The organism is Coleofasciculus sp. G3-WIS-01, assembly GCF_040223135.1.
Lineage (GTDB): Bacteria > Cyanobacteriota > Cyanobacteriia > Cyanobacteriales > Coleofasciculaceae > Coleofasciculus.
In genome coordinates, this window is record NZ_JAVJZI010000132.1 from 1 (window position 1) to 12,978 (window position 12,978).

Below are 12,978 nucleotides of genomic sequence, written 5' to 3' on the forward strand. Positions count from 1 at the left end.
TTGTATTTACATTACCACAATAGTAGAACGTTATCCGAATTATTTGACTGGCGAATTTATTCGCTACCTAGACGGTTCGCTCGGTTTCATCTCCCAGCTAAAGAGCGTGGGAGCCTTCACCCATCGCTTGAACGGTAAAAAGCATTACCAAGACATCAAGGAAGTAGTAAAAAGCCATAAAGGAACCTCACAAAAGAGGCTGATAGAAAAACTAAGCTGCACGAAACATCAAGCGTAAAGCCGTTATTGAGTATGGCTTGAAGTTAATTAAGGTACCCATGGACTGTGGGAAACCCAAGCAGCTAACCCGGTTTGAAACGCTAGAGCCATGAATTAACAGTTGCTTTAAGGAGAAAACACGACACCCTTCAGGGTAAACGTCGTGTGCCTGGGAACTTGGGAAGACAATTAGAACTGTTTTCTCAGGATATGTGGAATGTGAGTTCCGCTCCAATCCCCCTTTTTCTAAAAGGGGGAGTGTCAAGACCAACTATAAACGCTATACTATTGCAACCTCTGATGATACTCTCCCATACCCCCTGCCTGATATCCCTTAGTAGTTGGCTCAAATAGCCTTCGCCAACGTTTTGCTATTTCAATGATTGCCTTGCCAGTCCCGATTTACTTACTTGCGGCGTCAGACATCGGTCCTCTTTTGGGCAATGTTTGGCTTGATGTTACCGTGTTGCTTGTGATGCTTTTGCTTTCGGGTATGTTTTCGGGTTCAGAAACGGCAATCACGGCATTAGATAATCTTAAACTGAGAGCGCTGATCAAAGACCAAGGTGATCCCAGTGGTATATTTCGCCTAGTTTTGGAGAAGCGATCGCGGTTTATTACGACACTGCTGGTGGGAAATAATTTAGTCAATAATTTTTCGGCTATTCTCACCAGTAATCTTTTTGCCCTGTGGTTGGGTAGTGCTGGCTTGGGCATCGCCACGGCAATTGTCACGTTTATCGTCTTAATTTTTGGTGAAATTACGCCCAAGTCACTGGCAATTAATAATGTATTGCCTGTTTTCCAGGTCGTCGTTCGCCCGATCTATTGGCTATCTAAATTTTTATCCTTTTTTGGCATTATTTCTTTTTTGGAAACCATCGCCCAGACTGCTATTCGCTTTTTTCAGGGTGGGATTGTGCAAGAGGGCGAGTCGGTAAGAGATCTCAAGTTAATGATCGAGGTGTTAGGAGGTAAAGGAATTCTCGATCTGGATAAGCATCAACTGCTGAGTAAAGCGTTGATGTTAGACAACTTAAGCGCTCGCGATGTGGTTAAGCCGCGTATTGAAATGCGGACAATTTCCCACGAGGAAACCTTACAAAATTTAGTCAATTTCTGTTTAGAGACTGGATATTCTCGGATTCCGGTTCAGGAAGAATCAAAAGATGAAATTGTGGGTATTATTCACCTGAAAAAAGCCCTACAGTATTTAAGAGTCGCCCAACCTGAACAGGGCGATATCCCGGTTACCGCCGCCATGGACCCACCGATTTATGTGCCAGAAACCAATCGAGTGGCGACGTTACTCAAGGATATGTTACGACAGCGTTTTCATATTGCCATCATCGTGGATGAATACGGCGGTACGGTTGGATTGGTGACGTTAGAAGATATTCTAGAGGAACTAGTGGGTGAAATTTACGATGAGAGCGATCGCCTCGTTCCTACCCGTTTGAGAACATGAACATGAACTTAGCTCTCATTTTTGGCGGGATAAAACATTAACTGTTCACTTTATACAGATAAGCGATGAGCCAACAAGAACTAAACCTGATTCTGGAAACGTTACATACCTTTTCTTGGGGAAGCACGATCACCGAAATGCGTCAAAATTCATGTAGGGACTGAAGAAGTTTTGCTAGACGACTCGCTACGATTGGCACGACAAGCGGCTTTAGCAGGTGTGGCGGTAGAACTTAAAGTTTGGCACGGGATGATTCACTGTATGCATTTATTTGCTCCAATGCTCAGCGAAGCACGAGATGCAATTTCTGAAGCGGGAGCTTTTCTAAAGCATCATTTGAAGTAGGGAGATAAACTCCATGTTAATCCAGTTTCAATTGTGCAATAATAATGCCGATGATGGCTAAAATCCCAGTTGGATAGAAAGCATAGGTATAGCTACCAAACAAATCCCGAATTTGTCCGATGGCTAGAGTTCCTAACAATGCTCCTGCTCCATAGGCAGTGAAAACCATCCCATAGTTCTTGGCATAGTCCTCTGGATCGAACAGAATTAGAGTAGCTGTCGGTGCGATCGCTAACCATCCCCCTAAGCAAAGCCAGAACAGAGAAAAGGCAACCAGATAAGTCAAAGCTTCCCCCTCTCCCGCGTTGAGCATCAAAATCGAAGCAATCAGAATCAACACATAAGAGATCATTGCCGCTCCCTTTGGCTGAAGCCGATCCGTCAACCAACCAAAGAGGGGACGCCCGATTCCATTAAAAACGGCAAATAGAGAAACCGTAATCGCTGCGGTGGTAGCATCGAGTTTGATCATTTCCTGTGCCACTGGGCTAGAAATCCCGATGGCAGATAGTCCGACAAAAGTGCCGATGGTGTAGCAAACCCAGAGAGTATAGAAGGAAGACGATTTCAATAGTTCTCGCCGCTTATCTTTGGTTATTTCATTGATCCCTTTTGCAGTTCCTGTTTGGGGTTTCCATCCGACTGGGGGTAATTTTAGGAGCATTGAAATTACAAGGATAATTGCTGTTAAGCTAATCCCCAGAATCGTGAAGGTAGGAAGAACTCCATAAGCAGCAATTAAGCTTTTTGCTAGGGGTGCAGTCACTAAGGGAGAAAGTCCAAACCCGATCGCCGTCAATCCAACTGCCAATCCTTTGCGATCGGGAAACCATTTGGCTGAAACAGTCAGGGGAACACCATAGGCAATGCCAACTCCCGCACCAGCGATTACACCATAGGTAATCGTTAATAACGTGATATTCGTTGCTAGGCTGGAGAGTATATAACCAATTCCCGTAACCACGCCACCTATGGCGGTAATTTTGCCCACGCCAATCTTATCAATGTAAAATCCTGTAATTGGCATCAACATGGCATAGAGGACTAACAAGATCGTGAAAGGCAACACACTTTGGGTGGCGCTGATGCCAAATAAATCCTCTAGCGGTTTGCGAAAGATACTCCAAGAATAAACTGTTCCTAGACAGAGGAGAACCATCGAACCTAACGGGATTAGAAACCATCTGCCTTTTTCTGCTGGTAACCCAAAAAGGCGAACAGATTGCCAGTTATCCATAACCTCTCCTGTACATAGCGGATCTCAGCCTAAGCTTTCGATCAGGATATCAGTTGATCAATAATTTCTGTTACTTTAACCTTAATTTGTCCCTGATCTAACTGAATCTGTAATTCTTCTCCAGGAACGACACTTGCCGCATTACGGGCAATTTTTCCCTGTTCGGTACGCACCACAGCATAACCTCGTTTTAAAACATTGGTCGGGTCAAGGGTGGCTAACTTCTGCCCTAAAAATTGGCAGTGCACAGTGGCTTGACTTATGCGCCAATATGTGTTTTTTGCTAATCGCTGTCGCTGCTGTGCGATCGCGTGTTGTTCCTGCTGTAGCTGTCGGTTCAGGGGTAAGCGTTGGAGACGGTTTTTGAGTTGGTGTAATTGGTTGCGGGAGATATCCAGATGATGAGTCACCGCCTCATGTAACGCTTCCTGACGTTGCTGATGTTCGCGCCGCAGTGTCGCCAACTCTGGCACTGCTCGTTCGGCGGCGGCTGTGGGTGTATGAGCGCAAAAATCAGCCACTAAATCTGCCAAAGATTCATCCCGTTGATGACCAATCCCAGTTAACACTGGAATCGAACAATTCGCGATTGCTCTCACCACTCGCTCATCATCAAAGCCAACTAAATCCTCCGATGCACCACCCCCTCGCGACAAAATCACCAATTCAGCCCTCCCGTCTCGCTCAACTCGCTCAATCGCTGCCACAATCGATTCGGGTGCCAAATCCCCTTGCACTTGTGCCGGAGAAAACAACACAGATAACCCCGGATACCGTTGTCGTAGGGTGCGGCGAATATCCCCCCAAGCGGCGGCTTGGGGTGAAGTGACTACCGCGATTGTTTGCGGATGCGTTGGTAGAGGGCGCTTGTTTTGGGCATCGAATAATCCTTCAGCCTCCAATCGTTGGCGAAGTTGGTTGTAGCGCAGCGCCTTTAACCCCTCTCCTCCCGGCAACGCCTGCCAAACCATAAGCTGGTATTGTCCCCGTTGCGGATAAATCCGGATACTGCCTAAAGCAATCAACTGTTCTCCGGATTGGGGGAGTTGCACCAGCTTACTTAGCACAGAGTTCCACACCACGCATTGAATCGATGCCTTGCCCTGTAGATCTTGCAGAGTGAAAAACATACCACTCCGATGGCGGTTGGCACTAGAGACTTCTCCCATTACCCAAACCTTCTGGAGTTGGGTATCCTGCTCTAACACCTCTTGAATATAGTCGGTTAACCCCGCCACCGACAGGGTTGTCTCTGGAAGCAATGAATTGGACTGTGAGGAAGTCATTCAGCTAGAAATGTTAGCAATAGATTGACCTATGGTATTATTAGTATTTTTAATTTTTCATAGGATATGATGCTTTAATTCCATCGTTTATATTTACTAACTTTTAGATTGTTTTTTATCTTCAAGTCATCTCTCAAAAATTATTTCATAAAACTTGATCCTTTAAAAAATGAGTATAGGCTTTGGCGCTAGAGTCATCCAAATGAATTCCGTCTGTCGTGTTTAAATCCAACGATATCGGATCGGGTATCCAATAAAACTTATCGGGAGATAAAATCTTTTTCAGCAATTTTCGCGTTTGCTGTTCGCTGATAGTTTGCTGAATTTCTTGGTCTTGAGGTATATCCGCTAAAAAAATTTTCACTCCTTGATTTTGCAAAAATTGAATCTGATGTTTAATATAATTGGCTTCTTTCGTCAATTTTTCCTTAACTTCCTCTGATAAAGAATAATTTTTTTCTTGAATCATTTGTTTAAGTATTTTTTCTCTAATCTCTGGATTCAAAATTTCAGTCTCTTCATCTTCATTTCCTCCATTTTTTAATCTCTTCAAGTAACTAACTAGGGTACTAATTGGTTTATATTCTTCTCTAAATACAGGAAAATATAATCTAAGTAAATATTGAAACTTGTTATATAACTCGGAAATAAATTCTTGATCTATACCTCTTTGAATAGTTCCATTTATTTCAACTATTACTATAGATGGCTTCTTTTGATTTCTTTTCAATATCTCCAATCCAGTTTGACTGGATTGACCAATCATGCTTAAATTTATTGATTTATTTTTATTAATATCTTCCGGGTTAAGCCTTGCCATCATTGAGCTCCCTATCAGACAAATTTCTATATCTGATTGATTATATATATAATGTTGAGCTCTAATCATATTATCTTGCCTCTGAGTGATTCCTGGACTAGGAGGGATGACTCCCCCTATAACTAGTGTGGAGTAAAAAGTCAGTACAAAGAGACAGATCAGTATTGAGGGAAAAATCTGTTTATATAACACCCGTTTATTCGGTGACTTAGAACTGGAAGTAGATAAACGCATTGGAATTCCCACTGTTAATTAATATACCGAATAGCATCAGACCAAGTGCTACATTTTGCCATATTTTACCAAAAAATATTTTTGGATACAACTTTTTATATTTATTTTGAAAAGTTGGAAAATGAGGAATATGATAAAGAACAACTGGCAAAGAAAATATTAAAACTGGAATAATATTGCTCCAGCCCGGTTTACCCCCAATATTACGAAAGATTGTCATCATTAAATCTAAAGCTTCTTCAAATCGAGGAAACTTGAATAACATCCAACCTAGAGACACAAAAGAAAATACACTTATTACTCCAATTGAATCTAATATAAACTTTTGTCCAATAGAAATAGATACATTGTCATATTTTAATTTTTCATTTAAACCCAAGAATCTTTCTAAGGCTAATCCAATTCCGTGATAAATACCCCACACGGCATAACTCCAAGCGGCTCCATGCCACAATCCCCCTAGAGTCATCACTATTAGGAGATTTAAATAGGTTCTATATTTCCCTTTTCTATTCCCCCCCAGTGGTATATATAAGTATGACTTTAACCAAGTTGAAAGTGATATATGCCAGCGTGTCCAAAACTCCGAAAGTGAACGAGAAATATAAGGAAATTTAAAATTTTCTGGCAATGTGTATCCCAAAGATGCAGCTAAACCTATTGCAATCAGAGAGTAACCAGCAAAATCGGCAAAAATTTGCATGGAGTAGCCAAATATTAAAACCACAATGGTCACTGTACCAAATCCTTGGTAGTATGGAAAGGTCAACCAAAATGTGTAATCTTTTAAGTTATCCGCTACTACCATTTTAAGGAAATAGCCAATCACCAGTGTTCGAAATACAATTTCCCAAGGTATGTCTCTAAAGTATTTAGCTTGAATCTGAGGGAAAAAGTCATGCGCTTTGACAATCGGCCCAGCGATAAGCTGTGGAAAGAATGATATAAAAAACGCCGTATTAAACAAGTAATTTTTAATCGAATTGAATTGAGAATTTCCCCCATCTTTTTGGGTTTGTATGGATTGGGTTTCCTCAGACTCATTTTCCTGTTCCCGCAGGACATCGATAACCAGGCTAATTCCTTGAAACGTATAAAATGATATACCTATAGGTAAGGGTAAATTTATGATTAAATTAATGATACTTTCTTCTGGAAAATCTGAGATATTGAATGTATGAATAAATAAATTAGTAAGTAATGAGCCATACTTAAACAGAGCCAAAATAGATAAATTTGCTGCTACTCCTAAAAACGCCCAACCTAACCGATTTCTTTTTGATGACCTCTGTGTATTGGCAACCTTGAAGCTTGTAGCAAAATTTATTAGGATTGAAAAAACCAGTAACAATAATAGTATAGGCAGACTCCAAGCGTAAAAAATAAAGCTGGCTATAATCAGGATTAAAACTTGCTGCTTACGTAGTTTAGGAATGTAATATAGTAAAAAGGTTATCAGAAAAAATACTAAAAAAGTTAAGCTATTAAAAAGCATATAATACTTCTATAGTTAGAATGATTTAGCTAGTCGTCAATTCAGTTCAGTGAGTTGTAAGTTCCCTAGGCTTTGTTAAGTAAATGTTACTTAAATTTACTTTTATTTACTTTTGTGTTGGGTGTTACACATTATTACCTCCTTGGTTAGGATACGATAAGATGCTAGTGATTTAGGAGGCGCAAGTCAGCCAGCAAAATCTAGTGGATACAATAACTTGATCGCGCTCTGCTGTCAATAGCTATTGTCAACTCACTGAATACTCGTATAATAGTACAAAGATATTAGTCTAGGACAGGTGTTTGCTCAGCTTAATCCCTGTATAGATTTGTAGTTCATCATTCCAATAGCAGTTCTTGAGGCATCCATGGCTACCCCAATTACCAACAGTCCCGAAAAGGAAAAAGCCCTGAACTTGGTACTTAACCAGATTGAGCGTACCTTTGGCAAAGGTTCGATTATGCGCTTGGGAGATGCCACCCGTATGAAGGTGGAAACCATCTCCAGTGGTGCAATTACCCTAGATTTAGCCTTGGGTGGTGGCTTGCCCAAAGGACGGGTGATCGAGATTTACGGACCGGAAAGTTCTGGAAAGACAACCCTCGCCTTGCACGCTGTAGCAGAAGTTCAGAAGAGTGGTGGGGTAGCCGCATTTGTAGACGCTGAACATGCCCTCGATCCAACCTACTCATCGGCGTTAGGGGTTGACATTGCCAACCTTTTAGTATCTCAACCGGATAGTGGTGAATCCGCTCTGGAAATCGTCGATCAACTCGTGCGATCGGCGGCTGTAGATATTGTTGTGATTGACTCAGTAGCCGCCTTGGTGCCTCGTGCGGAAATTGAAGGCGAAATGGGTGATACCCAAGTGGGATTGCAGGCGCGTCTGATGAGTAAGGCGCTACGCAAAATTGCTGGGAATATCGGAAAATCAGGCTGCACCGTCATTTTCCTGAATCAGTTGCGACAAAAAATTGGGATCACCTACGGCTCTCCCGAAGTGACAACAGGCGGTAACGCGCTGAAGTTCTATGCTTCAGTACGCTTAGACATTCGCCGGATTCAAACACTCAAGAAAGCCAGCGAAGGGGAATACGGAATTCGCGCTAAGGTCAAGGTGGCAAAAAATAAAGTCGCGCCACCATTCCGGATTGCTGAGTTTGACATTATCTTCGGGCAAGGTATTTCCCGCTTAGGATGTCTGGTTGACTTGGCTGAACAAACAGGGGTGATTAACCGCAAGGGCGCTTGGTATAGCTACAACGGTGATAATATTGCCCAAGGTCGTGACAATAGTGTCAGGTATATTGAAGAGAATCCTGAAATTGCCGCGACTATTGAACAACAAGTGCGCGAACAGCTTGAGATGGGAGCTATGGTGCCAGCGAATTCCATCAACCCAGACGAAAACGAGGAGCAAGAGGAAGAACAAGAACATTTTGAGGAAGATTAGATTAGCGGTTGTTTAGCTTTATCGGTGATTCATCTCACACCAAATCCTAGATTAGGGTGTGAGATGAATCGCCAGTTTACGGGTTGGGAATTTGCCGACTGAAAAATCGATCTAAAATTTCTGAGCGTTGATGAGAGTTTAATTTAGGTAAAGCCGATTCTCCAGATAATTCTTCTAGCTGCGCTAGTTCTTGCAAAAATTGCGAGGTTCCTTTTTGATAGTCGCCTTCATTTCCTTTGACTTTCGCAGGTAACTCCAAATCTTCATCTGTGGCTTTTCTTTTTGAGGATGGGGAGGGTTCTGCGGAGGAGGAAACTTTGGAAGCTTTCAGTTTCGCGATAATTTCTGGAGAGGCGGAATCGAGCTTTTGGGTATCGTTGCAGATAAAAAAGTAAAAAGCCAGGGTGCTGAGTCGAATGCAATCGCCATCTTTAAGCGGTATATGCCCATGTAGAGGTTCACCGTTGACATAGGTGCCATTCGTGCTTTTAAAATCGACCAGGTAAAATCCTTTATTTTGCAGATAGTAAATTGCCGCATGATGACGGGATAAGTGAGGATCGGGAATCGATATCGCCAATTGGCGATCGCGACCGATAGTCCAAATTCCCTGAGGTTGAAACAGGGTTTGGGTTTTCCCCTCTACCAGATTGGTCATCAGACAAGGTCGCTGACTTTGAATAATACCTGTCACAAAACGAACTGTTCGGCTCGAGAACGTTTTATGACCCGTTTTCTCAAGCTGGAGAATTTCATCGAGTAGACCCCGATGATACTCGTAGAGCTTCAGGAAAACCTGGTATAGACCCAATCGTTGTTCGATTTCCATAAAACGAGCCGACAATTCCTAAACAACCTAATACCCATTAATGGGAACTTTAACATCCGGATTGGTGTATCGTTTCGGATGAACTCCACAGGGTTAGAAATTTTACCTGGAGATTAAAAGATCTAAGTAGGTTGGCTGTTGCCTCACAAACCTGTTGAGTTCAAGCCAATCTTAACCTATGGCTTACGCTCTGCCCGTTGTTCTAGGCGAAATAGCCAAATCATTAGGGCGACGATGCCAATTTGTAGCCCCAGATTCGGAAATGCCGTCGCCACTTCTCGACCCGCAATTAACTGTGCCAGGAAAACAAGCCCTCCAATAAAGCCAGAGGCACCAAATGCTACATAGATAAATTTTCTCAGTCCTCGGTAGGGTGCTTTTGCCTCAGCTTTCAGTCGAGCGTATTTTTCCGGACTCATCTGTCGGGATTTGAGGTTCGACTGGGGCTGGCGATTGTTTGGGGTGGAATGGGTCATGAGTTTCGTTGATCGTACCTCTCTAGCTTAATGGTGACATGAGTATCCCCACCTTGGGCGGTGAATTATGCCAAACCTTGCTTTAATATAAAAAAAGGTATCTTTGGAGTGATCGGCTCACAGGGTTCATGGCACAGAAGGAAAAAGATGCAGTTACTTGCACCAAAGCTTGTTATAGTAGTCAAGTAATGCCGGTGTAGCTCAGTGGTAGAGCATTCGATTCGTAATCGAACGGTCAGCGGTTCAAATCCGCTCATCGGCTTAATGTCAAGAGGTACGGAAAATAGGAAGGACATTAGGCAGAGGAGCGCGAGCGGTAAGCGGGCATGGTGATCGCTCCAGTTAGTAGAATTTGACTGGGAAGAAGCGATCGCATCGCTAAAGGCAGGTCAACCTGTGGTTCCGGTGTGGTTAGACCCGATTCATCAACGACTCAATCAGAAGCTACAAGTTCATCAGACTGCCAGATGCGATCATACCTAAGAGGATGAACCTAGGCGATCGCATAAACTACATTCAATCCTCCTGCTGCTATTCAATTCAATTACCTCTGGACGTGCGGCAGAATTTGTCGGCAGAGGAACTAGAATGGTTAGAGTTGGGTAATTTTGTAGAATTGGAATCCTTTACTCCCCGAAGGTTGTTGCAAATCGTGACTCAAGGGATTGCCAGAAGACAGCTTTCCCCAGATGGTACAGATTCAGCTTTTGTAGAAATTGAGAGCGATTATAGTAGTGGAGAGGCTTATTTGTTAGCCTCTGAAAGTTTTGGGTAAGGTGAGATGATAAAAGACGAATTATTCCCACTGTAGGGTTAAGGTATTATCGGGATTTAAATTGACGCGGAAGCGAACGGCACGCTACACAGAGTTAATTTCAATCTAAGATAAAGAAAGTAGCGATCGCAATCTTGGTTCATGTCTTTTACCTATCCTCCCGCCAACCTACCATTTCAACGCCTGCGCGATGTGCGTGGGGCGCTGCTGCAACTCCATAAAGCACTTCTCGACTCGGAACGCGATATGTATGAACGGTTTCATGGGCGTATTCGTTCAAAAGGAGAGTTTTTTCAATTGGTTGTCCAAGATGAATGGTTTAGTTGGCTACGCCCTTTCTCTCAATTTATTGTCCAGATTGATGAAGCGTTGAGTGCAAAAGAGCCGATAACGTTGCATCAGGCAAATGAACTGTTAGACGAAGCCCGTTCTCTGGTTTCTCCTGATGAAGCGGGGACAAATCGAGAGCAACGTTACTATCAAGCGATTCAACGTGACCCAAATATTGCCCTGATGCATGCTGACGTGTCAAGACTGCTTTTGAGAAGTAGGCGTTAATTGAACAACGGTTGAGCGCAGTCCCCATCTAAAATCAAAAGATTATGAACTCCGATTCAGAAATGGCGAGGAGGAATGCCTTGGCAGAAGTTCCTGGTATTCACCGAGAACAGCGGCTCTTCGTGGTAACAGCAGGGGAGAATCCCTAACTAGATTGCTTGCAATTAGTTAGGGTCTGTTCAATGGGGTGTTTCCTTTAAAACTTGTCTTGATAGTAAATTTGGATTAAATTTTCCAATTTATCGTCAGGACAACATTCAATCAACGCTTCAAATACCTCTAGTAATTTTGCACCACTTTCTCCTAAGGTTGGACTCAATCCCCAAACATCCTGTACCCAGTCTTGAGGACGTTCATCGCTAAAAATTAAACGTTCCAGGAGTTGCTTGGCTTCTGTTTTGGAGATGGGTTCGTTGCCATTGGTCATTGATCATTCCTGATTGGGGAATTGACGAGTCGGGAAAACATGGGAATTTATTGTTTGCTGATCTGTGAATAATTGACCATAAGTTAAGGTTCAACTATTGTGCAAGTGTTTCCATTTGATAACGGGTGGCTCTAATCCCTTCTGAATCATCGACTTGTTCAAAAATGGCTAAGGCTTTTTGATAGGACTCTTGTGCCATTTTCACTTGTCCCTGCTGGCTATAAACTGTACCAATATTGTACAAGGTTATGGCTTGCGATCGCGGAATGTTCAGTTCTTCAAAAATCGCTAATCCTTGCTGGTGAGACTCTAACGCCTCGGCATACTGCTTCATCTTACCGTAGGCTAATCCTAAGTAATCCAGGATGATGCCCTCTCCCGGTTTATCCTCAACTTCACGATAAATGACTAAAGCATCTCGGAGAAAGGGTAAGGCTTGTGCATCTTGATCTTGTGCCAGATACGCGATACCAATATTGCCCAAAACAATGCCTTCACTGCGGCGATTACCGATCTCTTGGAAGAGTTTCAGTGATTTCTGATGATGAGCGATCGCATCATTGTACTGCTGTAGATTGTTATAGGCGAGTCCCATATAATCGAGGATGATCGCTTCCTCCTGGCGATCGCCAATGTCTTGGGCAATCTCTAACGCCTGCTGATAAGCCTCTAAGGAGTTCTCGTACTGCTTGAGACTGTCATACACTCGACCCATTTGCGTCAGAGTCATCACTTTTCCCTGGGGGGCTTTGACTGTCTCAAATAACGCTGACGCCTGTTGCAGTCGATTTAACGCCGCCTGCGCTTGACCCTGCTGATACAGATCACGCCCTTCCTTTAGCAACTGTTCGGCTTCATTAACCTGATCTTCAGGGGTTTGTGCTTGTACCTGCGTCGATAGAGACACAGACAGAGAAGGAGATAGGGAAATCGGCGATAGGAATGTCAACAGCAGCGTCGCTGTCGCCAAGCTGAGTGAGTTAAGTCGTTGGGGTAAGGACAAATACATGGGGCTAAAACAATAGTCTACGAGATCGAGCAGATGACACCAGAACAAGGCAGATGACAGAAACAGAAGGCAAAATTTAACAATCGCCTTGGGTTAAAATCCAAGGAACCCTAAGCTCAAGTCGTCTTTAGACGACTACATAAGAGTTTTAGTCCATTTTAACAGTAGCTTTTAGCCGCGAGTTTGAACTCCGGGCGGATGCTTCAGGGCTTGACCGAAAACTTGGGTCTCAAGCCTCCCCCTGCCATCGGGACTTTTTCGACAAGCCTTTGATGAAGTTTCTAGCCACTTTTAATGTTTTATTTCTGGACATTGTAGTGGTTAATCTGCTACACTATAAGAGTAGT

The 12,978-nt window shown here is 43.1% G+C and carries 14 protein-coding genes and 1 tRNA gene; 7 read left to right on the forward strand and 8 right to left on the reverse strand.

Annotation, left to right across the window (positions count from 1 at the left end):
* The 3 genes from RIM23_RS12930 to RIM23_RS12940 all read left to right on the forward strand — a co-directional run.
* Positions 1-238: hypothetical protein (locus tag RIM23_RS12930; RefSeq protein WP_446367652.1), on the forward strand; the 238-nt coding region annotated here is incomplete at its 5' end.
* A gap of 360 nt (positions 239-598) precedes the next feature.
* Positions 599-1,687 (forward strand): hemolysin family protein, encoded by a 1,089-nt coding sequence (locus tag RIM23_RS12935; protein WP_446367654.1) that lies wholly within the window; start codon positions 599-601, stop codon positions 1,685-1,687.
* Positions 1,688-1,834: 147 nt separating this feature from the next.
* The gene (locus tag RIM23_RS12940) at positions 1,835-2,032 is read left to right on the forward strand and encodes an alpha/beta hydrolase (RefSeq protein WP_446367674.1); all 198 of its coding nucleotides are present in this window, start codon (positions 1,835-1,837) and stop codon (positions 2,030-2,032) included.
* A gap of 16 nt (positions 2,033-2,048) precedes the next feature.
* On the opposite strand, the gene RIM23_RS12945 is transcribed toward RIM23_RS12940, so the two are convergent.
* The 4 genes from RIM23_RS12945 to RIM23_RS12960 form a co-directional block, all read right to left on the reverse strand.
* Positions 2,049-3,269, reverse strand: a complete 1,221-nt coding sequence (locus RIM23_RS12945; RefSeq protein WP_446367656.1) for an L-lactate MFS transporter — start codon at positions 3,267-3,269, stop codon at positions 2,049-2,051.
* 41 nt (positions 3,270-3,310) lie between these two features.
* The gene (gene xseA, locus RIM23_RS12950; protein ID WP_446367658.1) at positions 3,311-4,555 is read right to left on the reverse strand and encodes an exodeoxyribonuclease VII large subunit; all 1,245 of its coding nucleotides are present in this window, start codon (positions 4,553-4,555) and stop codon (positions 3,311-3,313) included.
* 145 nt (positions 4,556-4,700) lie between these two features.
* Positions 4,701-5,444 carry a hypothetical protein gene (locus RIM23_RS12955; RefSeq protein WP_446367660.1) on the reverse strand — a complete coding sequence of 248 codons (744 nt, stop codon included), beginning with the start codon at positions 5,442-5,444 and terminating at the stop codon, positions 4,701-4,703.
* Between the two features lie 139 nt (positions 5,445-5,583).
* Positions 5,584-7,104, reverse strand: coding sequence for an MBOAT family O-acyltransferase (locus RIM23_RS12960; protein ID WP_446367662.1), 1,521 nt, complete (start codon positions 7,102-7,104; stop codon positions 5,584-5,586).
* 367 nt (positions 7,105-7,471) lie between these two features.
* Between RIM23_RS12960 and recA the strand changes: the two genes are divergently transcribed.
* Positions 7,472-8,557 carry a recombinase RecA gene (gene recA, locus RIM23_RS12965; protein ID WP_446367664.1) on the forward strand — a complete coding sequence of 362 codons (1,086 nt, stop codon included), beginning with the start codon at positions 7,472-7,474 and terminating at the stop codon, positions 8,555-8,557.
* A gap of 76 nt (positions 8,558-8,633) precedes the next feature.
* On the opposite strand, the gene RIM23_RS12970 is transcribed toward recA, so the two are convergent.
* Complete coding sequence (locus tag RIM23_RS12970; RefSeq protein ID WP_446367666.1) at positions 8,634-9,386, reverse strand: FHA domain-containing protein; 753 nt, start codon at positions 9,384-9,386, stop codon at positions 8,634-8,636.
* A 176-nt stretch (positions 9,387-9,562) separates the two neighbouring features.
* Positions 9,563-9,862, reverse strand: coding sequence for a DUF3493 domain-containing protein (locus tag RIM23_RS12975; protein WP_446358311.1), 300 nt, complete (start codon positions 9,860-9,862; stop codon positions 9,563-9,565).
* Positions 9,863-10,052: 190 nt separating this feature from the next.
* Between RIM23_RS12975 and RIM23_RS12980 the strand changes: the two genes are divergently transcribed.
* The 3 genes from RIM23_RS12980 (at position 10,053) to RIM23_RS12990 (ending at position 11,195) form a co-directional block, all read left to right on the forward strand.
* A tRNA-Thr gene (locus RIM23_RS12980) sits at positions 10,053-10,124 on the forward strand.
* A 225-nt stretch (positions 10,125-10,349) separates the two neighbouring features.
* The gene (locus RIM23_RS12985) at positions 10,350-10,637 is read left to right on the forward strand and encodes a hypothetical protein (protein WP_446367668.1); all 288 of its coding nucleotides are present in this window, start codon (positions 10,350-10,352) and stop codon (positions 10,635-10,637) included.
* A gap of 141 nt (positions 10,638-10,778) precedes the next feature.
* Complete coding sequence (locus tag RIM23_RS12990; RefSeq protein WP_446367670.1) at positions 10,779-11,195, forward strand: hypothetical protein; 417 nt, start codon at positions 10,779-10,781, stop codon at positions 11,193-11,195.
* 196 nt (positions 11,196-11,391) lie between these two features.
* Here RIM23_RS12990 and RIM23_RS12995 read toward each other — a convergent pair whose 3' ends face one another.
* Both RIM23_RS12995 and RIM23_RS13000 read right to left on the reverse strand, forming a co-directional pair.
* Positions 11,392-11,622: a hypothetical protein gene (locus RIM23_RS12995; protein ID WP_446334111.1), complete on the reverse strand. Its 231-nt coding sequence runs from the start codon at positions 11,620-11,622 to the stop codon at positions 11,392-11,394.
* A gap of 94 nt (positions 11,623-11,716) precedes the next feature.
* Complete coding sequence (locus RIM23_RS13000) at positions 11,717-12,631, reverse strand: tetratricopeptide repeat protein (protein WP_446367672.1); 915 nt, start codon at positions 12,629-12,631, stop codon at positions 11,717-11,719.
* Positions 12,632-12,978: the final 347 nt, after the last annotated feature.

What these genes read in the sequence shown, in the direction of transcription:
- RIM23_RS12935 (WP_446367654.1), top strand. Translation starts at nt 599, where the DNA reads ATGATTGCCTTGCCAGTCCCGATTTACTTACTTGCGGCGTCAGACATC.
- RIM23_RS12945 (WP_446367656.1), bottom strand. Translation starts at nt 3,269, where the DNA reads ATGGATAACTGGCAATCTGTTCGCCTTTTTGGGTTACCAGCAGAAAAA.
- xseA (WP_446367658.1), bottom strand. Translation starts at nt 4,555, where the DNA reads ATGACTTCCTCACAGTCCAATTCATTGCTTCCAGAGACAACCCTGTCG.
- RIM23_RS12955 (WP_446367660.1), bottom strand. Translation starts at nt 5,444, where the DNA reads ATGATTAGAGCTCAACATTATATATATAATCAATCAGATATAGAAATT.
- RIM23_RS12960 (WP_446367662.1), bottom strand. Translation starts at nt 7,104, where the DNA reads ATGCTTTTTAATAGCTTAACTTTTTTAGTATTTTTTCTGATAACCTTT.
- recA (WP_446367664.1), top strand. Translation starts at nt 7,472, where the DNA reads ATGGCTACCCCAATTACCAACAGTCCCGAAAAGGAAAAAGCCCTGAAC.
- RIM23_RS12970 (WP_446367666.1), bottom strand. Translation starts at nt 9,386, where the DNA reads ATGGAAATCGAACAACGATTGGGTCTATACCAGGTTTTCCTGAAGCTC.
- RIM23_RS12975 (WP_446358311.1), bottom strand. Translation starts at nt 9,862, where the DNA reads ATGACCCATTCCACCCCAAACAATCGCCAGCCCCAGTCGAACCTCAAA.
- RIM23_RS12985 (WP_446367668.1), top strand. Translation starts at nt 10,350, where the DNA reads ATGAACCTAGGCGATCGCATAAACTACATTCAATCCTCCTGCTGCTAT.
- RIM23_RS12990 (WP_446367670.1), top strand. Translation starts at nt 10,779, where the DNA reads ATGTCTTTTACCTATCCTCCCGCCAACCTACCATTTCAACGCCTGCGC.
- RIM23_RS12995 (WP_446334111.1), bottom strand. Translation starts at nt 11,622, where the DNA reads ATGACCAATGGCAACGAACCCATCTCCAAAACAGAAGCCAAGCAACTC.
- RIM23_RS13000 (WP_446367672.1), bottom strand. Translation starts at nt 12,631, where the DNA reads ATGTATTTGTCCTTACCCCAACGACTTAACTCACTCAGCTTGGCGACA.